Consider the following 23,410-nt stretch of genomic DNA (forward strand, 5'->3'; position numbering starts at 1 on the left):
TTCGGCGATCTGCGCGTCCAGGTCAGCAGCATGCCAAGACCAGGGAAAGTCGTTCGTGAGGTCCTGGAACCGCCCGGTGGCGCGAACACCACGCGGATGTCCTGGCGCGCGTGAGGCAACGGGTCTTCATTCGTGCGTCGCAGCGGCGCGCAGGGCATCGTCGACGACCGTCCACCCGTCGGGGGGTGTGGTCCTGCGGTCGGCATCGTTGCGGTAGTACGCGTCTGAGTTCTCGAGCCATCGCGCGAGCGCCTCGAGGTACTCGTGGAGGGAACGGTTGCTCCAAGGGTCGTCGGCAGCTGCGGCGGTCGCCAAGGCTCGGGCCGTCGCGATGACCGTCCGCCTGCCGGAGCCGTTCGCCTCGGAGGGGCAGCCGGCCAGTCCACAGCTCTCGTCGACGTCGAAGTCCTGGTGCTCGAACTCGTAGGGGAAGCAGACGTAGTGCATCCGCTCGAAGGTCTCGTACTCGGCCGCGCCCACGCGCACGCTTCGATGGCACCGGCGGCACACGAGCTCCATGCGGCGATGATGTCAGAGCGAGCCGTCGAACAGGCTCCGGACCCGTGCTGGCAGGAGCTTGGCGACCCATGGCAACACTCATCATCAGCCGCCGATAATGTACATTATGTCATTAAGCCGGAGATGAAGCGCCCTCCGGCGCATCACCAGGCGCCCTGATGGGCTCCCCTTCGTCATGAGCACGACGACGTACGCACCGCAGCTTCTCGCCCTGGCCGCCCGCAACGCCGACCGCCGAGCGGCTCGCCGCGCCGTGCGATCCCTGCAGCGTGCGTCGCGGACCGGCATCGGCGCGTCCGTCGCACCGGCGCCCTCGAACTCCGTCTCGGCATCGCCGGGCGCGTCGACCTCGGTGTTCACGGCCGCCGCACCGGATGCTCGTCGGTCTGGACGCGTCCTGACGACGTGCGCGACGCTCGTCTGGTTGCCGGTGCTCGTCCTGACCGTCCTGGCGTTCCTCGTCATCGGCGCCGTCGGCGGCCTCGCGGCGGCCGGCGTGTGGACCTGGCGCACGGTGTCCCCCGTGCAGGCCCGGCCCACGAACGGTGCCGACCAGCGTGGCGACCGGCCGTCGTCCGCGAGCTCGCCGCGACCCGTCGCAGCGCCGAGCAGCCGACGGGTGGTTCGGGACCGCACCATCGGCTACGATGCCTAGAATCGGACATAGACCCCAAACCATTGTGTTTAGGTCAACACCATGGTGACGCGCGCGTGCGAGCGGTGACCGCACGACGGGTCGCCGGCGTTTTTTCGGATCACCATCCTGCCGCCGGGTCCGCCGGAGCTATCGATCCCCCGCTCCAGGCGAGGCTGCCCCTGCGTCACGGTGCACGCCCGCCACGACGCTCCCCTCGCCACCACCGTCCTGTCCGCCATATGTGCCACCCTGTCCCGGTGCCCGACGCTCCCCGACCGCTCCTCCCTCCCCCGCTGCCCGACCTCGTCGGTGTGCGCGAGCGCACCGTGCACGTCGTCACCCACCCGGAGGCGACGCACCACGTCGACGGACTCGTCGGCGGCCAGCACGACTCCGACCTCACGCCCGCCGGGCTGCGGCAGGCGCACCTCGTCGCGGCGGCGCTGCGCGCGCGTGTCCCGGCCGGTGCGAGCACGGACGTCGTCACGTCCGACCTCCTGCGCACGCGCCGCACCGCGACCGCGGTCGCCGACGCGCTCGGCACGGCGGTGCGCCTCGACCCCCGGCTGCGCGAGGCGTCCTACGGCGAGGCCGGCGGGCGGCCCCAGGCGTGGCTCGACGCACGGTTCGTCCCGCCGCCCGCGACGGGCGACCGCCTGCGGCACGACGTCGGTGTCGCCGGCGCCGAGACCCGCCTCGACGTCGCGCTGCGCGTGTACGCGGCGACGACGGACCTCCTGCGCCGGGACGTGGACCACCAGGTCGTCGTGACGCACGGGTTCGCCGCCACGTTCGTCGTCGCGGCCTGGATCGGCATGCCCGTCGACGCCGCGGGGCACGTCGCCTTCCCGGTGCCCTCGGGCAGCATCACGACGCTGCGTGAGGACGGCTACTTCCACAACCGCGCCGTCGTCGCCCTGGGCGACGTCGCGCACCTCGCCGCGGGCACCGAGGCGCGCGGCTGACGACCACAAGAGCGTCGGTGCAGGTCAGCGCGCCGCGGGCGGGCAGCGCTGTGGGTGGCGCGTCCTAGGCTGACGGCGACCCGTCCCCCAGGAGGCCCGCACCATGGTCGCCCCGCCCCGCCTCGAGCGGATCACCGTCGCCGAGGCAGCCGACCGCTATCTCGCGTCCGTCGCCGCGCAGACCCTGCGCGGCATCCTGTCCCCCACGACGCGCCGCAGCTACGAGCGGGACGTCGCGGAGTTCGCGCGCCTCGCGGGACCCGCGCGCATCCTGGACGACGTCACGGGCGAGGACGTCGACGACGTGCTCCTGCGCTACCAGACCACGCCCGACGGCCGGTACGCCGATGCGTCCCGCAAGCCCGGCAGCACGGGCCGCTCGGCAGCGACGGTGAACCGGTTCCGCCAGTCGGTGACGCGCTTCTTCGCGCACGCCGCGCGCGAGGGCTGGGTGCAGGCCGACCCGATGCAGTGGGCCGCTCCCCCGGCCCGCCTGCGCGACGGGCTGCGCGTCGCCCGCACCGCGCTGTCCGCGGGCTCGGCTGCCTCGCTGCTCGAGGTGTCCGCCGCCCGCGCACCCGGGGAGCCCGCCGTCTCGCGCCGCGACCAGGACCTCCAGCTCCGTGACCGCCTCGTCGTCGCGCTCCTCCTCGTCCTCGGCCCGCGCGTGTCCGAGCTCGAGCGGGCGAACCTCGACGACTTCTCCCGCGAACCGGACCAGACGCGATGGCGCATCCAGGGCAAGGGTGGCCACGTCCGCACCGTCACGCTGTCTCCCCCGCTCGCGGACGCGCTCGAGGAGTACCTCGCGCACCTGCGCCCGACGCTCCTCGCCCGCCGGCCCGACGACCCGGACGCGCAGCGCGCGCTCCTGCTGTCGTGGCGGGGTCGCCGGATCGACGCCCAGGCCGTGCGCGGGCTGCTGCGCCGCTGCGTCGAGCGTATGCCCGCGCAGTACCGTCGCGAGGCGACCCCGCACGCGTTGCGCCACACGACCGCGACGCTGCTCGCCGCGGAGGGCTGGGACGTCAAGGTCGTCGCGGAGCTGCTCGGGCACGCGTCCATCGCGACCACCGGCGTCTACCTCGACCGCATCGAAGGCGAGCTCGCGGCCGCGATCCGGGCCCACCCGCTCTCCGCGGCGCTCGAACCCAGCGAGGCCTGACCGGCCCGAGCACCCGGGCGGTGACCTCGGGGGCGCTGACACCCGGCCGCGCGGGGCGTAGCGTCGCAGGCATGGCCCCGCTCCACCGGGTGGAGCTCGTCCCCGACGACGAGCCCGCGCCGGGCGGGCGCGGCACACCCGCGGAGGGGGCACCCGGGCGCGCGGCCCCTGCCCGACGACGCACCCTCCTCGCGCGCGTCGTGGCGCCTCTGCTCGCGCTCGCGGTCGCGCTCGGCGCGGTCGCCTCGTGGCGCTCGTCGACGGCGGAGCAGGCCCGCCTCGCCCACACCGGCGCCGTCCGTTCGCTCGCGGTGCCCCCGACCCCCGCCTGGTCCGCGGACGCCGCCGCCCCGCGCGTCGCCGTCGTCGACGACGTGGTCGTCACGGTCACCGCCGCCGGGGTCGAGGGGCGCGACGCCGCCTCGGGCGCCCGGCGCTGGCTCGCTCTCGACGCCACCGCCACGTGCGGACCGACCCCCGACGAGTCGGCGGGACCGGTGACCGAGGCGCTCGTGTGCGTGACGGGACCCGCGCTCGCCCCGGTCGCGCACGTCGTCGGCCCGGACGGCCCAGTGACCGGCCCGGTGCCGCTGGGCGACACGCTCGGCCGCGCGGTCCCCGCGCCCGACGGGACCGTGCTGCGGTGGGCCCGCACCGGAGGGGTCGTGCACCTCGCGCTCCAGGACGCCCGCACGGCGCGCGTGCGCTGGCGGCACGACGTGCCGCCCGACGACGCGGAACGCACCCCGATGTGCCGGCCCCAGGTCGCCGGGCAGGCCGCCGCCACCGTCGAGGACGGCCTGCTCGTCGTGCGGGGATGTCGCGTCAGCGCCGTCCTCACCCTCGCCGGCGCCCGCATCGACGCCCCCGGCCCGGCCGTCACGACCGACGTCGTCCCGCTGCCCGACGGGACGTTCCTGCGCACCCGCGTGCTGCCGCCCGGGCGCGGGGCGACGACCGAGCTCGTCGCCCCGGACGCGGCGGTGCTCGCCGCCGTCGACGGTCGGCTCCTGCGGCCGCTCGTCGGCCCCGAGGACGACGCTGCCCCCTGGCTGGTCGCCACCGCCGACGGTGTGCGCGCCCTCGCGGCCGCGGACGGCTCCGGCGACGGGCTGCGCGAGCGGTGGCGGCTCGCGCAGCCCGTCGCCCAGGTCGTCGCGCTCGCGGCTGAGCGCGCCGTCGTCGTCACCGGCGAACGGGTCGTCGCCCTGGACGCGCGCTCGGGCGAGCCCGTGTGGTCGTGGCCGCGCAGCTCGCCCGCCGGTCGCGCTGCCGTGCCGGGCGTCGGCACGGCGCCCGGGAGCACCACCACGACGGCGGACGACGGCCCGGGCACCACGGGCCCCCGGGTCGATCTCACCCGTGGTGTCGCGGCCGCGTTCACCGACGGCGTCACGCTCGCCCTGGTCGTCCCCGACGGCTCGTCGCGGCGCTCGCGGACGGTCGCCCTCTCGCTCGAGGACGGGGACGTGCGCTGGGACGTCGTCGGTGACGGCGACCCGTCCGGGTTCACGGCCCTGGCGGGGTACGTGGGGCACGTGGACGCGGGGACGTCGCGCGTCGTCGTGCTGGAGCGTCGTCCGTGCGGGAGGAGTCGTCCGCGTGCGAGAGGGCGACGAGGGCGAGAGCCTGTCGGGAGACCGGCGCTGCCGTCCGGGCCGCCGGACCGAGGTGAAGGAGGCCGTCGTGCCGAAGCGTGATCCGGGTCCGAGCGTGAAGGACCCCGACCTGTACGAGAAGCTGCGGGACGAGGGCGACTCGAAGGAGAAGGCGGCGCGCATCGCGAACGCCGCGGCGGGCTCGTCGCGCTCGAGCGTGGGCCGCAAGGGCGGCAAGGCCGGCGACTACGAGGACTGGACCGTCGAGAGGCTGCGCAAGCGCGCCGCCGAGATCGGCATCGAGGGCCGGTCCTCCATGCGCAAGGCGGAGCTGGTCCGCGCGCTGCGCTCGCACTGAGGACGCACCGAGGACGGGCCGAGGACGGGCCCGTGCGGGATCTCACCCGCGGCGCGACCGTCTTCCGGTCGCGCCCGGGGTGCCGCCCGCTACGGTGAGTGCGTGCACCTGTCCGCCGACTCCGCCCTGCGCACCGCCCGCCGTCTGCTCTCCCGTGCGCTCGTGGTCGCCGTCGCGGCACCCGTGACGGTCGCGGGCGTGCTCGTCACCGCGGACGCGATCCGCAAGCGCCGCAACGCCACCGAGGCCTCGTTCCCGCGCTCGGCCCCCGCCGACGTCGAGGTCGCGGGCACCACGACGACCGTCTTCACGTACGGCGAGGACGTGTACCGGGAGATGCTCGGCGCGATCCGCGGCGCACGGCGCCGCATCCTGCTCGAGACGTACATCTGGAAGGCCGACGCGCTCGGCGAGGAGTTCAAGCAGGCGCTCGTCGAGGCGAGCGAGCGCGGCGTCGAGGTGTTCGTCGTGTACGACGGCTTCGCGAACCTCGTCGTCCCCCAGGCGTTCTTCGACCTGCCCGAGCCGATCCACGTCATCCGGTACCCGGTGTTCCGCCCGGGCGTGCTCATGCTCAACGTGCGCAAGTCCGGTCGTGACCACCGCAAGATCCTCGTCGTCGACGACGAGATCGCGTTCGTGGGCGGGTACAACATCGGCGCCCTGTACGCGACGCAGTGGCGCGACACGCACGTGCGCCTCGTCGGGCCGAGCGCGTGGGAGCTGCGCAACGCGTTCGTCGACTTCTGGAACGCGAACCGCGCCTCGGACCAGCCGCTGCTCGCCGACCCGGGGTCGGTGCACTGGGAGCCGCGGCTGCGCGCGGCCCGCAACGCGCCGGCGCACCTGGTGTTCCCGATCCGCGGGATCTATCTCGACGCGATCGACCGCGCGAGCTCGCACGTCTACATCACGCAGGCGTACTTCATCCCCGACCGGGAGATCCTGGCCGCGCTGCTCGCGGCCGCGGCGCGCGGCGTCGACGTGCGGGTCCTCGTTCCCGAGCGCTCGAACCACGTGCTCGCGGACTGGCTGTCGCGCGGCCTGTACACGGCGCTGCTCAAGGGCGGGGTCCGCATCCACCTGTACCGCAACGCCATGGTGCACGCGAAGACCGCGACCATCGACGGCGCGTGGACGACGATCGGCACGGCGAACATCGACCGGCTGTCCCTCACGGGGAACTACGAGGTGAACCTCGAGATCACGGACCCGGGGGTGGCCGAGCAGATGGAGAAGGTCTTCGAGGTCGACCTGTCGAACTCGCGCGAGCTGACGCTCGACGAGTGGGACTCGCGCTCGGTGGCGGCGAAGCTCAGCGAGGTCGTCCTCACTCCCCTGCGCCCGCTGCTGTAGCAGCGCCGCCGTCGTCGCCGTCCTTCGGGCGACGACGACGGCGGGCGGCTCCACGGCTCAGCGGGCCGGGTCGGAGCGCAGCACGTCGGCCGCCTCCTCCTCCGGCCGCGGCGGCACGGTCTCGTCGGTCTCGAGCAGCGCGACCTCCCCGAACTCGGGGTGCTCGTCGCGCAGCTCGCGCGCGACGGCGTCCGCCGCGCCGTCCAGGGTGCCCGCGGCGACGTCGATCGACTCCCCGGTCGTCAACGGCCGGTACTCGTACGTGCCGCCGGTGCGCTGCTCGCCCAGGAGCCGGTTCACGAGGCCGTGCCCGACGTCCGACAGCAGCGCGTCGTGCACCGGCACCACGACCCGCGGGTCGAGCGCGCGCACGAAGTCGATCGTCTCGGCGAGCTTGAGCCACGGCGCCGAGACGGGCGCGAGCAGCACGTCGAGCCGCCGCCCGCCCAGCACGCCCGGGTCCGGCGCGTCGAACGAGTCGCCCGGGTGCAGGAGCGTCGCTCCGTCCCCGCGCACGAGGTACGTGACGTTCGCGATCCGCGGGACGTCCGGGTGGATCACCGCGTGCCGGCCGCCGCCCACCACGACCTCCAGACCGCCCAGGTCCAGGCCGTCCCCCGGCGCGACGACGTGCACGCGCGACGCCGCGCCGTCGGGCAGCGCCGGACGCACCGCGGCGGCCACCTCCTCGGGCGCCCACACCGTGAGCTCCGGCCGGGCCGCGAGGGCGTCACCGAGGGCGCCGGTGTCCACGTGGTCGGGGTGCTGGTGGGTGAGGAGCACCGTGCCGGCGTCCGCCAGCGCGGCCGCGGCGTCGCTGAACGTGCCGGGGTCGATGGCGACGACCTGACCGCCGTGGCGCACCGTGACGCACGCGTGCCCGTGGAACGTGACCTGCATGGAACCTCCTCGAGTCGTCCTTGGCCGCCCCGCCCGTGCGGGAGCCGGCCCCTCAGCCCACCACGAGGACGAGGTCGCCGCCCTCCAGCTGCTGCACCGCGCCGATCGCGACCCGCTGGACCGTGCCCCCGACGGGCGTCGTGATCGCCGCCTCCATCTTCATCGCCTCGACGGTCGCGACCGTCTGCCCCGCCTCGACGACGTCGCCCACGACGACGACCGGCGTCACCGCGCCCGCGAACGGTGCCGCGACCTGGCCGGGCTGGGTCGGGTCCGCCTTCTCGGCGGTGCGCGCGTCCACGTCCACCGCGCGGTCGCGCACCTGGATCGGGCGCAGCTGGCCGTTGAGGGTGAACATCACCGTGCGCATCCCGCGCTCGTCGGGCGTGCCGATCGCCTCGAGGCCCACGAGCAGGCGCACGCCCTTGCCGAGCGCGACCGCGACCTCCTGCCCCGGCTCCAGCCCGTACAGGTACGTGGGGGTGTCGAGCACCGACACGTCCCCGTACGCCTGGCGCACCTGCTCGAACTCCTTCGTCGGCCCCGCGAAGAGCAGGTGGTTGAGCCGACGACGGCGCACCTCGCCCTCCTGCGCGAGCTCCGCCTCGTCCTCGGCCGAGAGCGGCGTGACCCCGGCCCGCGCCGCACGGCCGGCGAGCGCGCGCGACCGGAACGGCTCCGGCCAGCCGCCGGGCGGGTCGCCCAGCTCGCCGCCCAGGAACCCGACCACGGAGTCCGGGATGTCGAACGACTGCGGGTCCGCCGCGAACTCCGCCGGGTCCGCGCCCGCCGCCACGAGGTGCAGCGCGAGGTCGCCCACGACCTTCGACGACGGCGTCACCTTCACCAGCCGCCCGAGGATCCGGTCCGCGGCCGCGTACATCGCCTCGATCTGCTCGAACCGGTCCCCCAGGCCCAGCGCGATCGCCTGCTGGCGCAGGTTCGACAGCTGACCGCCCGGGATCTCGTGCTCGTACACGCGACCCGTCGGCCCGGGCAGACCCGACTCGAACGGCGCGTAGACGCGGCGCACCGCTTCCCAGTACGGCTCGAGGTCTGCGACCGCCGCCAGCGACAGCCCGGTGTCGCGCTCGGTGTGCTCCAGCGCGGCGACCAGCGCCGACAGCGGCGGCTGGCTCGTCGTCCCCGCCATCGCGGCGCTCGCGGCGTCGACCGCGTCGACGCCCGCCGCGGCGGCGGCGAGCAGCGTGGCCATCTGCCCGCCGGACGTGTCGTGGGTGTGCAGGTGCACGGGCAGGTCGAACCGCTCGCGCAGCGCGGTCACGAGCCGGCTCGCGGCGGCGGGCCGCAGCAGCCCGGCCATGTCCTTGATCGCGAGGACGTGCGCACCGGCGTCGACGATGCGGTCCGCGAGGCGCAGGTAGTAGTCGAGCGTGTACAGGTCCTCGGCCGGGTCGAGCAGGTTGCCCGTGTAGCACAGCGCGACCTCCGCGACCGTCGTGCCGGTCGCGCGCACGGCCTCGATCGCGGGACGCATCTGGTCGACGTCGTTGAGCGCGTCGAAGATGCGGAACACGTCGATGCCCGTCGCCGCGGCCTCCTCGACGAACGCCTCCGTGACGCGCGTCGGGTACGGCGTGTACCCGACCGTGTTGCGACCGCGCAGCAGCATCTGGATCGCGAGGTTCGGCATCGCGGCACGCAGGGTCGCGAGCCGCTCCCACGGGTCTTCCCCGAGGAAGCGCAGCGCGACGTCGTACGTCGCCCCGCCCCACGCCTCGACCGACCACAGCTGCGGCGTCGCCCGCGCCACGTACGGCGCGACGGCCGCCAGGTCGTGCGTGCGCACCCGCGTCGCGAGCAGCGACTGGTGCGCGTCGCGGAACGTCGTGTCCGTGACGCGCAGCCGCTGCTCGCCCCGCAGCGCCCGCGCGAACCCCTCCGGGCCGAGCTCGAGGAGCTGCTGGCGCGACCCGGGCGGGGGCGCGACCGTCAGGTCGAACGGCGGCAGCTTCGCCGCCGGGTCGGTCGTGACCCGCGGCTCCCCGTGCGGCCGGTTGACGGTGGTGTCCCCCACGTACGCGAGCAGGCGCGTGCCCCGGTCCGCGCTCTCGCGCGCGGCGAGCAGCTCGGGCCGCTCGTCGATGAACGACGTCGCCACGTTGCCCGCCACGAATTCCGGGTCGGCGAGGACCGCCTGCAGGAACGGGATGTTCGTCCGGATGCCGCGGATGCGGAACTCCGCCAGCGCACGACGCGCGCGCCGCACCGCCGTCGGGAAGTCCCGCCCCCGGCACGTGAGCTTCACCAGCATCGAGTCGAAGTGGCCCGACACGACCGACCCCGCCGTCGCCGTCGCCCCGTCGAGCCGGACACCCGCCCCGCCCGGCGACCGGTAGGCGATGATCCGGCCCGTGTCGGGACGGAACCCGTTCGCCGGGTCCTCCGTGGTGATCCGGGTCTGCAGGGCCGCGCCGTTGACGCGCACGTCCTCCTGCCGGATGCCCAGGTCCGCCAGCGTCTCGCCCGCCGCGATCCGCATCTGCGCGGACACGAGGTCGACGTCCGTGACCTCCTCGGTCACCGTGTGCTCCACCTGGATGCGCGGGTTCATCTCGATGAACACGTGCTGCCCCGCACGCTCGCCCACCGTGTCGACGAGGAACTCGACCGTGCCCGCGTTCTGGTACCCGATGTGCCGCGCGAACCGCACCGCGTCCGCGCACAGCGCGTCCCGGACCGCCGGGTCGAGGTTCGGCGCCGGCGCGATCTCGATGACCTTCTGGTGACGACGCTGCAACGAGCAGTCCCGCTCGTACAGGTGCACGACGTTCCCCGCGCCGTCCGCCAGGATCTGCACCTCGATGTGCCGCGGCCGCAGCACCGCCTGCTCCAGGAACACCGTCGGGTCACCGAACGCGCCGTCCGCCTCGCGCATCGCCGCAGCCAGCGCCTCCGGCAGGTCCTCGCGCACGTCGACGCGCCGCATCCCGCGACCGCCACCGCCCGCGACGGCCTTGACGAACACCGGGAACCCGATCTCGTCCGCGGCCGCGACGAGCTCGTCGACGTCCGCCGACGGCTCGCTCGACGCGAGCACCGGCAGGCCCGCCTCACGCGCCGCCTTGAGCGCCCGCACCTTGTTGCCCGCGAGCTCGAGCACCTCCGGCGGCGGCCCGACGAACGTCAGCCCCGCCTCCGCGCACGCCCGCGCCAGGTCGGGGTTCTCCGAGAGGAACCCGTACCCCGGGTAGACGGCGTCCGCGCCCGCCTCCCGGGCGACGCGCACGATCTCCTCGATGTCCAGGTACGCCCGGACCGGGTGGCCGGGCTCCCCGATGAGGTACGCCTCGTCGGCCTTGAGCCGGTGCTCGGAGTTGCGGTCCTCCTGCGGGAACACCGCGACCGTGCGGGCCCCCAGCTCGTAGGCGGCGCGGAACGCCCTGACGGCGATCTCCGCGCGGTTGGCGACCAGGACCTTCGAGAACACCGGCACTCCATCCGTCGAGCGTGGCGGCGTCGTCGGGCCGGGGAGGGCGCCACGCACCGCGTACCGGGCGATCCTCCCACGGCGTCGCCGGACGGGTCACCGCACCCGCTGTGACGAGGTCCACACGCCTCGCGGGGGTGCCACGGCGCTCGCGGTCGGTCCGCCCATGGTCCGGCCGGGCGAGGGGTCAGCCCGCGGTGCGGGCCTGACGGCGCTGGGCGAGCTCGTCCTGCGGGCTCGTCGCGGTGCCGTCCTCGTCCTCGAGGGACTCGGTCGGCAGCTCGGCGAGCGTGCCCTCGACCTCGCGCCACACGCGCCCGACGGCGATCCCGAACACGCCCTGGCCGCCCTGGACGAGGTCCACGACCTCGTCGGGCGAGGTGCACTCGTAGACGCTCGCGCCGTCGCTCATGAGGGTGATCTGCGCCAGGTCGTCCACGCCGCGCTCGCGCAGGTGCTCGACGGCCGTGCGGATCTGCTGGAGCGACACCCCGGTGTCGAGCAGGCGCTTGACGACCTTGAGCACGAGGATGTCGCGGAAGCTGTACAGGCGGTGCGAGCCCGACCCGGACGCCGGGCGGACGGTGGGCTCGACGAGGCCGGTGCGGGCCCAGTAGTCGAGCTGGCGGTACGTGATGCCTGCCGCGCGGCATGCCGTCGGGCCGCGGTAGCCGGTCGTGGTGTCCTGCTCGGTGATGTCCTCCCCGAAGAGGAGGCCCTGCGCGCCCTGCGGAACTGCCGCGCCGACACCGACGCTCGCCTCACCGCTGCTGTTCACTGTCGCCTCCTGGGGTGATGTCACGACCAAACTATGGGCGCGGTCCGGGGCCGTCAACGACCGACGCCCCGGGCGTGCGGGCGTGTCGCGCCCGCCACGTCGTCGCGTCGACCGCTGAACCCTCGACCCGAGGTCGAAGGTCTGTCTTGTCCGGTGTGTCCCGAAGCCTCGACCACGACCCGAGGGTCGGGCCGCCACGCACCGGGACCGCTCTACTCGTCCACCGAGAAGTCCTCGGGCTGGACGTGGTCGAGGAAGTCGCGGAACTTCTCGACCTCCTCCTGCTGCGCGACGTCGACGACCTCGACGCCCGCCGTCGCCACGACCTCCGCCGAGCACAGCACCGGGCTCCCGGTGCGCACCGCGACGGCGATCGCGTCCGACGCGCGCGAGTCGAGCCGCACGCCGTTGCTGAGCACGAGCTCGGCGAAGAAGATGCCGCCGTCGAGGGCGACGATCTCCGCCCGCTCGAGCCGCACGCCCACCGCGTCGAGCAGGTCCCGCAGCAGGTCGTGCGTCATGGGCCGCGGCGTGGGCAGCCCTGCCTGCGCCATGGCGATCGCGCTCGCCTCCCGCGGGCCGATGACGATCGGCACTACGAGCTCGGACGCGTCGTCGAGCAGCAGCACCACGATCTCCTGGTCGCGCTGCTGCTGACGGACCCCCAGCACCTCCACCGGGACCATCGGGACGTCGTCGCTCACTCCACCACCGTACGACTCCGCCCGGCATCCGGCAGGGGGTGCGCACCGGGCGTGCGCGCGACACGCGGAGGGCGCCGCGGGAGGTGCGGCGGGGCGGGTGCGGGCGTCAGCGGGTGAGGTCGTCGACGCCCTGGCGCACGAAGACGGTGTGCAGCTGCGCGCACAGCTCGCCGACCTCGGACGCGACGGTGCCGGCGTGGGCGCGCGCGGACGGGCTCTGCTGCCCGCGCCACGGCGAGACGACCTGCTGCACGAGGCTCACGTGGCGGTCGGCGGCGGTGCGCAGGGAGCGGAGGTGGCGGGGCTCGATGCCGTAGTCCGCGAGGCCGGCGGCGAGCACGACGACGTCGAGCGAGCGCGCGTCGAGCTGCCCGCCCGGTGCCTGGCGGAGCACGCCGGCCTCGATGAGGCCCTCGACGAGCTCGCGCTCGACCCCGGCGGCCGAGACGAGCGCGTCGACGGTGTAGCGCTGGCGGACGGCGGCCGACCCGGGCTCGCCGTCGGTGGTCGCGAGGCGGGGGGCGAGCGTCTCGGCGTCGGTCCCGGCGTCGAGCGCGGCGAGGCGGTCCTTGATGACCTTCAGCGGCAGGTAGCGGTCACGCTGCTCGACGAGCACGAACCGGAGCCGCTCGACGTCGGCGGGGCTGTACTGGCGATAGCCCGACGCGGTCCGCACCGGCTCGATGAGGCCCTGCTCCTCGAGGAAGCGCAGCTTGGAGTGGCTGACGTGGGGGAACTCGGCCCGCAGCGCGCGCAGCACGTCGGAGATGCGCATGGTCGCGCGGCGCGATATTCCCTGGGGCCACGGTTCGGGCCCGTCCGCGGGCTCCGGGGCCGTGGCGTGCGCGGCGCCCGTCGACATGTTCACGACGGGGAGGCCGCGCCGCCCGCCGACGCCGCCGCCGCGTGCGGGCTGGCGTGGAACGTGAGCCGGTACTTGCCGATCTGGACCTCGTCGCCCGTGCCGAGCGCGACGGCGTCGATCCGGCTGCGGTTCACGTACGTGCCGTTGAGGGACCCGACGTCGCGCACGACGAAGTGCTCGCCCTCGCGCACGAACTCGGCGTGCTTGCGGGACACGGTGACGTCGTCGAGGAAGATGTCGGCGTGCTCGGAGCGCCCGGCGACGGTGCGCTCGGCGTCGAGGAGGAAGCGCGAGCCCTGTCCGGGGCCGCGCTGCATGATGAGCAGGGCCGAGTGGCGGGGCAGGGCGGCGACGGCGGCGTGCTCCTCGGGGCTCAGGCCCCCGGGCTGCACGCCCTCCTCGATCGGGGCCTCGATCCGGCCGAAGCTGACCGTCGTGTCGCTGGTCGCCCGGTTCGGCACCTCAGGACCGCCTGGGACACTCATCACGCCTCCTCGGGGCTCACGCACGTCGTGCTCGAGCTCGGAAACCGCACCGGGGGGCGAGCCCCGGGTGCGGGAAACTGGTGCTCGAAAACTACTACACCTGCAGGTCACGCGGTGCGTGCGACCCTCGGTCGTCCCAACCTACCCCGGCCCGTGGGCCCGCGGGAAGCCGGGTCACTCGTCGGCGGGGACGGGGGTCGCGTACCGGGGTGCGCGGGGCTCGACGGTCGCGGTGACCTCGGCCTGGTCCTGCTGGGTGACGGTGGTGCGCGCGCCGTCGGCCCGCAGGGAGGCCATGGCGCCGCCGGGGATCTCGAGCGCGGTCTCGAGCGTCGAGGGGTCGCCGATCGCGGTCCACCGGTACGGGGACGAGATCACCTGCCCGTCGACGACCACGCCGTCGGAGGTGTCCTCGAAGTAGCTGCTGGCGACGAGGCGGACGCCGTTGACCTCCATGGCCTCGGCGCCCGCGTTGCGCAGCTCCTCCAGCACGTTGAACAGGCCGAACGCCTTGAGCGGCTCGGCACCCTCGACGACCTCGATCTGGACGCCCGGGCCCTCGGCGGGGAGCCGGCCCGAGAGGATGCCGAGCGTCTCGGCCTGCTGCTCGGCGAGCTCGAGCGCGGCGCGCTCGCGGCCGGAGCCGGACTGCAGCTCGTCGCGCGTGGCCTCGAGCGAGGACACCTGGTCCTCGAGCTCGCCGGAGCGCTGGGTGACGTCGTCGAGCAGGCGTACGAGGTCGCTCTGGCGCAGGGAGGACAGCTGGTCCTCCTGCGTCTGGCTCACCTGGACGACGAGCGCGAAGCCGAGCAGCGCGCACAGGACGCCGACCATGACCTGGGAGCGCGACGCGCGCGGGCGCATCGCCCGGCCGAGGCCGCGCAGCCCGCGCGGCTCGGGCTGGGTGGGGGTGCCGTGGCGCCCGACGGCGGCCGTCGCCCCGGTGACCGGGTCCGGCTCGGCGGTGGGCGAGGTCTCGGCGTCCTGCTCGGGCGCCGCGGCTGCCGGGGTGGTCGTCGCGCCCGGCGTCGGGCGGTCCGGCGCGGTGGTGGCGGTGCGCGGGTCGTCGGGCTGGTCGGTGCGGTCGTCGGGTGCGGGGCGCTCCCCCGCTGCTGCGGCGCAGCCCGGGACGGTGGGGTCGCTCGGCTCGGTCGTGCTCGGGGCGCTGGTGTCCGGGTCGCTCGGCGCGGGCATGTCGGTCGGTGCGGCACCTGTCGGGGTCGTGCGGGCCGTGGTGGTGCCGTCGTCCTCGGGGTGGTCGGTGGTGACCGTGGTCTGGTCGCGGGCTGCCGGTGCGTCGCTCGGCGTCGTGGGGTCGCCGGGGACCGCTGCGGGGTCGTCCGGGTCGTCGTGGGGCGCGCCGGACGGCGCACCCGGGCCCGGGTCGCCCTCGGCGGGGGTTGCGGCGTCCTCGTCGGAGGCGTCGGTGCGGGGCGGGACGGGCTCCGTGTCGCGCGCGTCGTCGTCGGTCCCGGGTTCGGTGCCGGGGACGGCGGGGGTGCCGACGGCGGCGTCGGCACCGTCCGCGGGCGTGGTGGGGTGCTCGGGCCGGTCGCCCGGAGCCTGGTCGCGGGGGTCGCGGCTCATGCTCACGCCTTGAAGATGTGGCGCCGGATCGCGGCGGCGTTGGAGAAGATGCGGATGCCGAGGACGACGACGACGGCGGTCGAGAGCTGGCTGCCGACCCCGAGCTGGTCGCCGAGGAACACGATGAGGGCGGCGACGACGACGTTCGACAGGAACGACACGAGGAAGACCTTGTCGTCGAACAGGCCGTCGAGCCGGGCGCGCAGGCCGCCGAACAGGGCGTCGAGGGCGGCGACGACGGCGATGGGGAGGTAGGGCTGCAGCGACACGGGCACGGTGGGTTGCAGGACGAGGCCCGCGACGATGCCCACCACCAGTCCGACGACTGCGATCATTCGACGATCTCCTGCCCTGTCTCGTGCGGTGCGGATGGGGTCCCGGACCCGTCGGTCGTGCCCGGCGCGGGGCCGCTCTCCTCGGCGGGTGCGTCGGAGTCTACGGTCGTCTCGGGGGCGTGCGCGAAGAACAGCGTGGGCGCGGACCGGCCGGGCAGGTCGAGGCGGCTCTGCGTCGTGACGCCGGAGCGGATGCCGTACTGGGTGCCGAGGAGCTGGAGGAAGTCGGACGTGCCGGACCGCAGGAGCGAGGTGCGCATCGCGTCGGGGTCGCCGATCGCCTCGACGCGGTAGGGGCCGACGAGGGGCTGCAGGTCGACGAGCACGGCGTCGCCGGCGCTGCGGATCGCGGACAGGCCGGTCAGGCGCTGGTCGTTGATCGCGACGGCCTCGGCGCCGCCGGCCCACAGGGCGTTGACGACGCGCTGCAGGTCGGAGTCGTGCACGAGCGAGCTCGCGTCGGTGGCCCCGGAGGACAGGCCACCGCCGGTGTCGTCGAGGGTGACGACGACACCCTGGCCCTCGACGGGCTGCGTCCCGGTGAGCGCGCCCTCCTCCTGGAGGCTGTCGAGCACGTCGGCGCTCGCACCGCTCAGCGCCGCGCCCTGGAGCTGCTCGATCTCGCCGGACAGCTCTGCGCCGCGCGCGGAGAGCTCCTCGGCGGTGGCTTGGCGTTCGAGGATCTCCTGCTCGAGGGTCTCGCGTGCGGCGATGACGCCGGGCTGCGGGGCGCGCAGCTGCACGGCGGCGGCGGTGGTGACGATGCCGAGGACGACGGCGAGGGCGACGAGCGCGACGGTGCCGGCGCGCCCCCGGTGCGGGGTCTGCCCGGCGGCGCGGCGCGCGGCCGCGGCGGCGTACCCGGGGTCGAGGGGGCGGTGCATGACCTCGTTGAGGAGGGTCATGGACGCATCCACGGGTGCGCGGCGCGCGGCGGCGGGCTGGTCCGGTCGCGTGTCGGTCACGGCGTCTCCTCCGTCGCGGTCCCGGGCCGGTCGGTGCGGGCGGCGCGGTCGCGCAGGACGAGCGCCCGGGTCTGCAGCACGTACTGCGCGCCCGCGAGCCAGTACAGGCCCACGCCCCACCACGTGAACGCCCACCCGGTGACGGCGGCGACGTCGCCGAGCCAGCCGGGCATCTCCGCGAGGAGCAGCAGCGGGAACGCGTACAGCAGGGCGAACGTGCCGGCCTTGCCCGCGAAGCTCACGGGCAGCGGCCCGTAGCCGTGGCGGGCGAGCAGCGGCAGCAGTCCCGCGAGCAGGACGTCGCGCGCGACGATCGCGACGACGAGCCACACGGGCACGACGTCGCGCCACGCGAGCCCGAGGAGGGTGACGAGGATGAAGAGGCGGTCGGCGGCGGGGTCGAGCATCTGCCCGACGCGGCTCACCTGGTCCAGGCGGCGCGCCAGCACGCCGTCGAGCCAGTCCGACGCCCCGGACACCGCGAGGACGACCAGGGCCCACACGTCGTCGCCGCGCACGATGAGCACCGCGAACACGGGCACGAGGAGCAGCCGCAGGAGGCTGATGACGTTCGGGACGGTCAGGACGCGCGAGCTGACCTGCTGCCCTGCCGTCACACCCACCGCCCCGTGCTCGCGTCGCGCCGTCGCGGCGACCTGCCGCGCGCGACCATCCTACGTACCGGCCCCGGTGACCTGGGCCCTCATTTCGCGGCGCGGCGCCCCGCAGGGCCCGAAATCACCCGCTTCGCCCGGTGTCCGAGGCGGGCCGGGCACCGGCGGGGCGGGTGCGGGTGAGGGACGTCACCGGGCCCGGCCCCGCGGCCCGCCCGCGCGCTCCGGTACGATGGGTGGACCTTTGGAGTTCGTCGCTCGTCCCGCGTGTGTCCGTGAGAGTGGCCGACCCCCCTGATCTCCCCGATCGTGGCGGTGGCCGGCCTGGTGTGTTCGGGAGTGCGACCTGCGAGAACCGACCCGGTGACCGCACGCCACTCCACACCCCGAAACGAACGGTCCTCACCCTTTCATGACTGCTGACGTCGTCGCGCCCTCGCACGCCCTCGACCACTCCACCGACACCTCCCCCGCCGTCGCGGAGCAGACCGCTCCCACCGGCCCCGTGTTCTCCGACCTCGGCCTGCCCGCGCCCCTCGAGCGCGCCGTCGCCGACCTCGGGTTCGTCACCCCGTCCGCGATCCAGGCCGAGGCCATTCCCGCGCTCCTCGCGGGCCGCGACATCACCGGCGTCGCGCAGACCGGCACCGGCAAGACCGCCGCGTTCGGCCTCCCGCTGCTCGCCGCGATCGACCCCACGCTGCGGCGCGTGCAGGCCGTCGTCCTCACCCCGACGCGCGAGCTCGCGATGCAGGTCGCCGACGCCGTCGAGTCGTTCGCGACCCACCTGCCCAAGGTCGACGTCGTCGCCGTGTACGGCGGCTCGCCCTACCAGCCGCAGCAGCGGGCGCTCGCGGCCGGGGCGCAGGTCGTCGTCGGCACGCCCGGGCGCGTCATCGACCACATCGAGCGCGGCACCCTCGTGCTCGACGACGTGCGCTTCCTCGTGCTCGACGAGGCAGACGAGATGCTGCGCATGGGCTTCGCGGAGGACGTCGACACAATCTTCTCCCGCGCGCCGCGCGAGCGTCAGGTCGCGCTGTTCTCCGCGACGATGCCCGCCCCGATCCGCCGCGTCGCCAACGAGCACCTCACCGACCCGGTCGAGATCGCCGTCGCACGCCAGTCCTCCACGGTGACGAGCGTGCGCCAGACGTACGCCGTCGTGCCGTTCCGCCACAAGACCGGCTCCCTCGTGCGCGTGCTCGCCACGTCCGACGCCGAGGCCGCGATCGTGTTCACCCGCACGCGCGGCGCCGCGGAGGAGGTCGGGTCCGCGCTCGTCGAGCGCGGCATCTCGGCCGCGACCATCTCGGGCGACGTCGCGCAGAAGGAGCGCGAGCGGATCGTGGAGCGCCTGCGCTCCGGGGCGCTCGACGTCCTCGTCGCGACCGACGTCGCCGCGCGCGGCCTCGACGTGGACCGCATCGGTCTCGTCGTGAACTTCGACCTGCCGGGCGAGCCCGAGGCGTACGTGCACCGCATCGGCCGCACCGGCCGCGCGGGCCGCACCGGCGAGGCCCTGAGCTTCGTCACCCCGCACGAGCGCGGGCGCCTGCGCGCGATCGAGCGCACGACCCGCACCCCGCTGCAGGAGATCGAGATCCCCTCCCCCGCGGACGTGTCCGCGCACAAGGTGCGGGCCCTGCTCGGGCAGGTCCCCGCCCGCCAGGAGGCGGGCCGCCTGTCGATGTACGCCGACATGGTGCGCACCTTCCTCGCCGAGCACGACGTCGACCCGGTCGACCTCGCCGCGGCCATGGCGGCGCTCGCGGTCGGTGACGACGGTCCGCGTGCCCGTGAGGAGCAGGAGCGGTTCGAGGCGGAGCGGGCCGCGGCGCGCGAGCAGTCGAAGGCGCGTCGTACGGAGCGCGCGGGCGAGCGTCCGTCGCGCGGCGACCGTGCGTCGGGCCGGCGCGAGGGTGACGGGACGCGCGGTATCCGCCGCGACGCCGTCGGGACGCGCTACCGCCTGTCGGTGGGGCACAAGGACGGCGTGATGCCGGGCGGGATCGTGGGCGCGCTGACGAACGAGGCGGGTCTGGCCGGGTCGGACGTCGGCAAGATCGACATCTTCCCGTCGTTCTCGCTCGTGGACATCACCGCGCCGCTCGACGCGGACACGATGGACCGCATCTCGCGGGCGCGGGTCGCGGGCAAGGCGCTGCGCATCCGTCTCGACGAGGGCGCGCCCGCGTCACGGGGCCCGCGTGCCGGGCACGGCCCGTCGGGTCGTCGTGACGAGCGTCGTGACCGGTTCGACCGTGCCGACGACCGGGGCGAGCGCAAGCCGCGCCACCGCGCCGCGTTCTGACCGCTCCGCCGACGGCAGCCCCGCCGGCGCACGACGACGGCCCCCGGATCTCCTCGATCCGGGGGCCGTCGTCGTCGGTGCGGGGTGACCGTGGCGCGGGAACGGTAGCCGCGCGCCTGCGGTGCTTACTCGTGGGCCTCGCCGTGCGCCTTCACCAGGGCGGCGAGGCGACGCGCCTCCGCCTCGCCCCGGGCGCCGTCGGCCCGTTGGATGCCCATGACGGCGAGGGTGGACCCATCCGCGAGGTCGAGGCGAACCCATGCGTCGCCGGAGCCGAAGCGGACCGACACGATCTGGGGCCAGGCGAGGCGGCGCGTGTAGATGACGTTGCGCACCCGCAGGCCCTCGCGCGTCGGGACGGCGTGCACGCCGCCCAGGCGCCACAGCAGCCACGCCGCGAACAGCGCGAACGCCGCGATGGACAGCCGGTTCACCCACGACGTGCCGAGCGGCCCCGTCGCGGACAGCCCCACCACGACGCACCCGCCGACGACGACCACGCCCGTCGCCCAGGCCGACACCAGGCCGAACCGGGGCCGGAACGTGCGGTACGGGTCGTCGTCGCGGTCGCCCGGCAGGCCGGGGTCGGGGAACGGGTCGGTGCTCATGGCGCCACCGTCTCACACCCGCCGACCACCCACCGGCGGCACGAGGTCAGAGGCGCGAGGCGTGGATCCGGGTCACGAGGATCGCGCGCGCACCCACGTCGTACAGGGCGTCCATGACCTGGTTCGTGCGGTCGCGGCGCACCATCGCCCGCACCGCCGCCCAGTCCCGGTCGTGCAGCGGAGACACCGTGGGCGACTCCAGGCCCGGCGTGATCGCGACCGCACGGTCCACGAGCGACACCGGCACGTCGTAGTCCATGAGGACGTACTCGTGCGCCGTCAGCACCCCCTGCAGACGACGGGACAGCACCTCCACCCCCGCCGGGACGTCCGCCTCCGCAACCTTGCGCGGCCGGATCAGCACCGCCTCCGACACCAGGATCGGGTCGCCGAACACCTCCAGGCCGGCGCCCCGCAGCGTCGTGCCCGTCGAGACCACGTCCGCGACGACGTCCGCCACCCCGAGCTGCACCGCCGACTCGACCGCACCGTCCAGGTGCACCACCGTCGCGTCCACCCCGTGCGCCCGCAGGTGCCCCTCCACGAGGACCTCGTACGACGTCGCGACCCGCAGCCCCTGCACCTGCTCCAACGACGTGATCGTCCCCGCCGGCGCCGCGTACCGGAACGTCGACCCCCCGAACCCGAGCTGCATGTGCTCCACCGCGTCCGCGCCCGAGTCCAGCAGCAGGTCCCGACCCGTGACCCCGACGTCGACTGTGCCCGACCCCACGTACACCGCGATGTCGCGCGGGCGCAGGAAGAAGAACTCGGCGTCGTTGTCCGGGTCCGCCAGCACCAGCTCGCGCGGGTCACGGCGCTGGCGGTACCCCGCCTCGCGCAGCATCTCGACGGCGGGCTCGGACAGGGACCCCTTGTTGGGGACGGCGATACGCAGCATGACAGGACCTTCGTTCAGGGGATCGGGCAGGAAGAGGGGAACAGCAGGGACGAGCGAGGGGCGAGCGGCGCTCGCGGCCGGGAGCGGGGACGCTCACCGGCGCGGCCGCTCACAGATGCTCGTACACGTCCTGCAGGCTCAGACCCTTCGCCAGCATGAGGACCTGCAGGTGGTAGAGGAGCTGGGAGATCTCCTCCGCCGTCTTCACGTCGCCCTCGTACTCGGCGGCCATCCACACCTCGGCGGCCTCCTCGACCACCTTCTTCCCGATCGCGTGCACGCCGGCGTCCAGCTCCGCGACCGTGCCGGAACCGGCAGGTCGCGTCGTGGCCTTCTCGGACAGCTCCGCGAACAGGGACTCGAACGTCTTCACGGGCTCCAGGGTATCCGCCACCCGGACCCGGCCGGGGCGTGTCCGCCCAGCGGGCACGCCCCGACCGCCCCCGTCACAGGTCGCGCAGCGCCACGACCGTCGCGACCGCCGCCTCCGCGGCCTCCGCACCCTTGTCCTCCCGCGACCCCTCCAGGCCCGCCCGGTCCAGGGCCTGCTGCTCGTCGTCGCACGTCAGCACACCGAACCCCACCGGCACCCCCGTGCGCACGCTCACGTCCGTCAGACCCGACGTCGCCGCCTGGCACACGTACTCGAAGTGCGGCGTCCCCCCACGGATCACCACGCCCAGCGCCACCACCGCGTCCGCGCCGTGCTCCACCGCGCGTGCCGCCGCCACCGGCAGCTCGAACGACCCCGGCACCCGCACCACGCTCACGTGCGACACGTTCGCCGCCGCCAACGCCCGCCGCGCGCCCGCCAGCAACCCGTCCATCACCTCCGTGTGCCAGCTCGCCGCGACCACCGTCACCCGCAGCCCCGACCCGTCCACGCTCACCGTCGGCGCACCTGCCCCGCTCATCCCTCGTCCTCCTTCGTCTCCGTACCCGGCTCGTCGCCCGGCTCCACCAGGACAGCCCCGTCCGGGACCGCCACCGTGTCCAGCAGATGACCCATCGCCACCTTCTTCGTCACCAGGTACGCCCGGTTGTGCTCACCGTGACCCACCTCGATCCGCTCCGCCCCCACCACGTCGATGCCCGACGCCACCAGACCCGTCACCTTCGCCGGGTTGTTCGTCAGCAACCGCACCCGCGACAACCCGAGGTCCGCCAGGATCGCCGCCGCCGCCCCGTACTCCCGACGGTCCACCGGCCACCCCAGCTCCAGGTTCGCCTGCACCGTGTCCAGACCAGCGTCCTGCAGCTCGTACGCCCCGATCTTCGCCAGCAGCCCGATGCCGCGACCCTCGTGCCCCCGCAGGTACACCACCGCACCCCCCTCCGCCGCGACCCGCCCCAACGCCGCCCCCAGCTGCGGACCGCAGTCGCACCGCAACGACCCGAACGCGTCCCCCGTCAAGCACTCCGAGTGCACCCGCACCACCGGCACCACCTCCGTCCCGACGGCGCTCGCGGCCTCCGCACCGGCCTCACCCCGGCCCGAGGCACCAGCAGGGGGGACCGCAGGGACCAGCGCCACGTGCTCCGCCCCCGTACGCAGGTCCCGGTACCCCACCACCCGGAACCGGCCGTGCGCCGTCGGGAGCTCCGCCGACGACGTGCGGTGCACCCGCCGCGCCACCGCCTCCCGACCCGGCACCTCCGTGGCCACCGCAGGCGCCGGGTCGTGCACCCGCCGCCACGCCACCAGGTCCGCGATCGTGATCAGCACCAACCCGTCATGCTCCGCCAACGCCGCCGCGTCCCCCAGACGCATCATCGTCCCGTCGTCGTGCACCAGCTCCGCGATACCGCCGACCTCACCCCTCCCCGCCAGACGCACCAGGTCCACCGCGGCCTCCGTGTGCCCCGCACGATGCAGCACACCCCCCGGCACCGCCCGCAACGGCAGCACATGACCCGGCCGGATCAGGTCCACCGGACCCGACCCCGGGTCCGCCAGCACCCGCAACGTCCGCGCCCGGTCCTCCGCCGAGATCCCCGTCGACACCCCCGTCGCCGCGTCCACCGTCACCGTGTACGCCGTCCGCCGCGGATCCTGGCTGTGCGGCACCATCAACGGCAGCTCCAACGCGTCCGCCCGCGCCGCCGGCATCGGCGCGCACAGGTACCCCGACGAGTGCCGGATCGTCCACGCCACCCACTCCGCCGACACCCCCTGCGCCGCGAACACCACGTCCGCCTCGTTCTCCCGGTCCGGCGAGTCCGCCACCAGCACCGGACGCCCCGCCCGGATCGCCGCCAACGCCTCCTCCACCGACCCCAGCCGCACGCCCCCCGACCCCTCCGG

The 23,410-nt window shown here is 74.8% G+C and carries 23 protein-coding genes; 7 read left to right on the forward strand and 16 right to left on the reverse strand.

Annotated features, from left to right (window positions below; all coding sequences use genetic code 11):
- Positions 1–126: 126 nt before the first annotated feature.
- On the reverse strand, positions 127–480 hold the full coding sequence (locus E1O70_RS04785) for a DUF7660 family protein (protein WP_061267305.1): 354 nt from the start codon (positions 478–480) through the stop codon (positions 127–129).
- Positions 481–694: 214 nt separating this feature from the next.
- On the opposite strand from E1O70_RS04785, the gene E1O70_RS04790 reads away from it, so the two are divergent.
- The 6 genes from E1O70_RS04790 to E1O70_RS04815 all read left to right on the forward strand — a co-directional run bounded on the left by E1O70_RS04790 (position 695) and on the right by E1O70_RS04815 (position 6,598).
- Positions 695–1,174: a hypothetical protein gene (locus E1O70_RS04790; RefSeq protein ID WP_061267304.1), complete on the forward strand. Its 480-nt coding sequence runs from the start codon at positions 695–697 to the stop codon at positions 1,172–1,174.
- 239 nt (positions 1,175–1,413) lie between these two features.
- Positions 1,414–2,121: a histidine phosphatase family protein gene (locus tag E1O70_RS04795; RefSeq protein ID WP_240696598.1), complete on the forward strand. Its 708-nt coding sequence runs from the start codon at positions 1,414–1,416 to the stop codon at positions 2,119–2,121.
- 103 nt (positions 2,122–2,224) lie between these two features.
- The gene (locus E1O70_RS04800) at positions 2,225–3,286 is read left to right on the forward strand and encodes a tyrosine-type recombinase/integrase (protein ID WP_061267301.1); all 1,062 of its coding nucleotides are present in this window, start codon (positions 2,225–2,227) and stop codon (positions 3,284–3,286) included.
- Between the two features lie 71 nt (positions 3,287–3,357).
- Positions 3,358–4,986: a PQQ-binding-like beta-propeller repeat protein gene (locus E1O70_RS04805; protein WP_061267300.1), complete on the forward strand. Its 1,629-nt coding sequence runs from the start codon at positions 3,358–3,360 to the stop codon at positions 4,984–4,986.
- Positions 4,973–5,242, forward strand: coding sequence for a DUF7218 family protein (locus E1O70_RS04810; RefSeq protein WP_061267333.1), 270 nt, complete (start codon positions 4,973–4,975; stop codon positions 5,240–5,242). Before E1O70_RS04805 ends, E1O70_RS04810 begins: the two co-directional genes overlap by 14 nt.
- Before the next feature lie 108 nt (positions 5,243–5,350).
- The gene (locus E1O70_RS04815; protein ID WP_206154171.1) at positions 5,351–6,598 is read left to right on the forward strand and encodes a phospholipase D-like domain-containing protein; all 1,248 of its coding nucleotides are present in this window, start codon (positions 5,351–5,353) and stop codon (positions 6,596–6,598) included.
- Between the two features lie 57 nt (positions 6,599–6,655).
- On the opposite strand, the gene E1O70_RS04820 is transcribed toward E1O70_RS04815, so the two are convergent.
- From E1O70_RS04820 to clsA, 10 genes are all read right to left on the reverse strand, one after another.
- Positions 6,656–7,498 carry an MBL fold metallo-hydrolase gene (locus E1O70_RS04820; protein WP_082774345.1) on the reverse strand — a complete coding sequence of 281 codons (843 nt, stop codon included), beginning with the start codon at positions 7,496–7,498 and terminating at the stop codon, positions 6,656–6,658.
- Between the two features lie 52 nt (positions 7,499–7,550).
- Positions 7,551–10,949, reverse strand: a complete 3,399-nt coding sequence (locus E1O70_RS04825; RefSeq protein WP_061267332.1) for a pyruvate carboxylase — start codon at positions 10,947–10,949, stop codon at positions 7,551–7,553.
- A 187-nt stretch (positions 10,950–11,136) separates the two neighbouring features.
- Entirely contained in the window at positions 11,137–11,727 is a 591-nt protein-coding gene (locus tag E1O70_RS04830) for a MerR family transcriptional regulator (RefSeq protein WP_021482353.1), read from the reverse strand.
- A gap of 212 nt (positions 11,728–11,939) precedes the next feature.
- Complete coding sequence (locus E1O70_RS04835; RefSeq protein WP_024839673.1) at positions 11,940–12,413, reverse strand: bifunctional nuclease family protein; 474 nt, start codon at positions 12,411–12,413, stop codon at positions 11,940–11,942.
- A gap of 124 nt (positions 12,414–12,537) precedes the next feature.
- Positions 12,538–13,206: a transcriptional regulator FtsR gene (gene ftsR, locus E1O70_RS04840; protein WP_306303296.1), complete on the reverse strand. Its 669-nt coding sequence runs from the start codon at positions 13,204–13,206 to the stop codon at positions 12,538–12,540.
- Positions 13,207–13,295: 89 nt separating this feature from the next.
- Positions 13,296–13,781 (reverse strand): FHA domain-containing protein, encoded by a 486-nt coding sequence (locus tag E1O70_RS04845; protein ID WP_061267298.1) that lies wholly within the window; start codon positions 13,779–13,781, stop codon positions 13,296–13,298.
- A 174-nt stretch (positions 13,782–13,955) separates the two neighbouring features.
- Positions 13,956–15,368: a DUF881 domain-containing protein gene (locus E1O70_RS04850; protein WP_061267297.1), complete on the reverse strand. Its 1,413-nt coding sequence runs from the start codon at positions 15,366–15,368 to the stop codon at positions 13,956–13,958.
- 2 nt (positions 15,369–15,370) lie between these two features.
- A complete protein-coding gene (locus E1O70_RS04855) occupies positions 15,371–15,703 on the reverse strand; it encodes a small basic family protein (RefSeq protein WP_021483549.1) in 333 nt (110 codons plus the stop codon).
- On the reverse strand, positions 15,700–16,668 hold the full coding sequence (locus E1O70_RS04860; RefSeq protein ID WP_240696599.1) for a DUF881 domain-containing protein: 969 nt from the start codon (positions 16,666–16,668) through the stop codon (positions 15,700–15,702). The genes E1O70_RS04855 and E1O70_RS04860 overlap by 4 nt, the downstream gene beginning before the upstream one ends.
- Complete coding sequence (gene clsA / locus E1O70_RS04865; protein ID WP_061267331.1) at positions 16,665–17,285, reverse strand: cardiolipin synthase ClsA; 621 nt, start codon at positions 17,283–17,285, stop codon at positions 16,665–16,667. Before clsA ends, E1O70_RS04860 begins: the two co-directional genes overlap by 4 nt.
- A 409-nt stretch (positions 17,286–17,694) precedes the next feature.
- Here clsA and E1O70_RS04870 point away from each other — a divergent pair, with 409 nt between their 5' ends.
- Entirely contained in the window at positions 17,695–19,596 is a 1,902-nt protein-coding gene (locus E1O70_RS04870; protein WP_061267296.1) for a DEAD/DEAH box helicase, read from the forward strand.
- A gap of 125 nt (positions 19,597–19,721) precedes the next feature.
- On the opposite strand, the gene E1O70_RS04875 is transcribed toward E1O70_RS04870, so the two are convergent.
- The 5 genes from E1O70_RS04875 to ribB all read right to left on the reverse strand — a co-directional run bounded on the left by E1O70_RS04875 (position 19,722) and on the right by ribB (position 23,392).
- On the reverse strand, positions 19,722–20,204 hold the full coding sequence (locus E1O70_RS04875; RefSeq protein ID WP_009865158.1) for a PH domain-containing protein: 483 nt from the start codon (positions 20,202–20,204) through the stop codon (positions 19,722–19,724).
- Positions 20,205–20,250: 46 nt separating this feature from the next.
- Positions 20,251–21,105 carry an ATP phosphoribosyltransferase gene (hisG, locus tag E1O70_RS04880; protein ID WP_009865157.1) on the reverse strand — a complete coding sequence of 285 codons (855 nt, stop codon included), beginning with the start codon at positions 21,103–21,105 and terminating at the stop codon, positions 20,251–20,253.
- 109 nt (positions 21,106–21,214) lie between these two features.
- Positions 21,215–21,478, reverse strand: coding sequence for a phosphoribosyl-ATP diphosphatase (locus tag E1O70_RS04885; protein WP_024839663.1), 264 nt, complete (start codon positions 21,476–21,478; stop codon positions 21,215–21,217).
- A gap of 73 nt (positions 21,479–21,551) precedes the next feature.
- On the reverse strand, positions 21,552–22,019 hold the full coding sequence (gene ribH, locus E1O70_RS04890) for a 6,7-dimethyl-8-ribityllumazine synthase (RefSeq protein WP_047234219.1): 468 nt from the start codon (positions 22,017–22,019) through the stop codon (positions 21,552–21,554).
- Entirely contained in the window at positions 22,016–23,392 is a 1,377-nt protein-coding gene (ribB, locus tag E1O70_RS04895; RefSeq protein WP_128957515.1) for a 3,4-dihydroxy-2-butanone-4-phosphate synthase, read from the reverse strand. Before ribB ends, ribH begins: the two co-directional genes overlap by 4 nt.
- Positions 23,393–23,410 lie beyond the last annotated feature (18 nt).

The organism is Cellulosimicrobium funkei (genome assembly GCF_004519295.1).
GTDB lineage: Bacteria > Actinomycetota > Actinomycetes > Actinomycetales > Cellulomonadaceae > Cellulosimicrobium > Cellulosimicrobium funkei.

Bases quoted from the DNA above. Each gene is read 5' to 3' on its own strand.
- E1O70_RS04790 (WP_061267304.1), top strand. From the start codon at position 695: ATGAGCACGACGACGTACGCACCGCAGCTTCTCGCCCTGGCCGCCCGC.
- E1O70_RS04800 (WP_061267301.1), top strand. From the start codon at position 2,225: ATGGTCGCCCCGCCCCGCCTCGAGCGGATCACCGTCGCCGAGGCAGCC.
- E1O70_RS04805 (WP_061267300.1), top strand. From the start codon at position 3,358: ATGGCCCCGCTCCACCGGGTGGAGCTCGTCCCCGACGACGAGCCCGCG.
- E1O70_RS04820 (WP_082774345.1), bottom strand. From the start codon at position 7,498: ATGCAGGTCACGTTCCACGGGCACGCGTGCGTCACGGTGCGCCACGGC.
- E1O70_RS04835 (WP_024839673.1), bottom strand. From the start codon at position 12,413: ATGGTCCCGGTGGAGGTGCTGGGGGTCCGTCAGCAGCAGCGCGACCAG.
- ftsR (WP_306303296.1), bottom strand. From the start codon at position 13,206: ATGCGCATCTCCGACGTGCTGCGCGCGCTGCGGGCCGAGTTCCCCCAC.
- E1O70_RS04845 (WP_061267298.1), bottom strand. From the start codon at position 13,781: ATGAGTGTCCCAGGCGGTCCTGAGGTGCCGAACCGGGCGACCAGCGAC.
- E1O70_RS04850 (WP_061267297.1), bottom strand. From the start codon at position 15,368: ATGAGCCGCGACCCCCGCGACCAGGCTCCGGGCGACCGGCCCGAGCAC.
- E1O70_RS04855 (WP_021483549.1), bottom strand. From the start codon at position 15,703: ATGATCGCAGTCGTCGGACTGGTGGTGGGCATCGTCGCGGGCCTCGTC.
- E1O70_RS04870 (WP_061267296.1), top strand. From the start codon at position 17,695: ATGACTGCTGACGTCGTCGCGCCCTCGCACGCCCTCGACCACTCCACC.
- E1O70_RS04875 (WP_009865158.1), bottom strand. From the start codon at position 20,204: ATGAGCACCGACCCGTTCCCCGACCCCGGCCTGCCGGGCGACCGCGAC.
- hisG (WP_009865157.1), bottom strand. From the start codon at position 21,105: ATGCTGCGTATCGCCGTCCCCAACAAGGGGTCCCTGTCCGAGCCCGCC.
- ribH (WP_047234219.1), bottom strand. From the start codon at position 22,019: ATGAGCGGGGCAGGTGCGCCGACGGTGAGCGTGGACGGGTCGGGGCTG.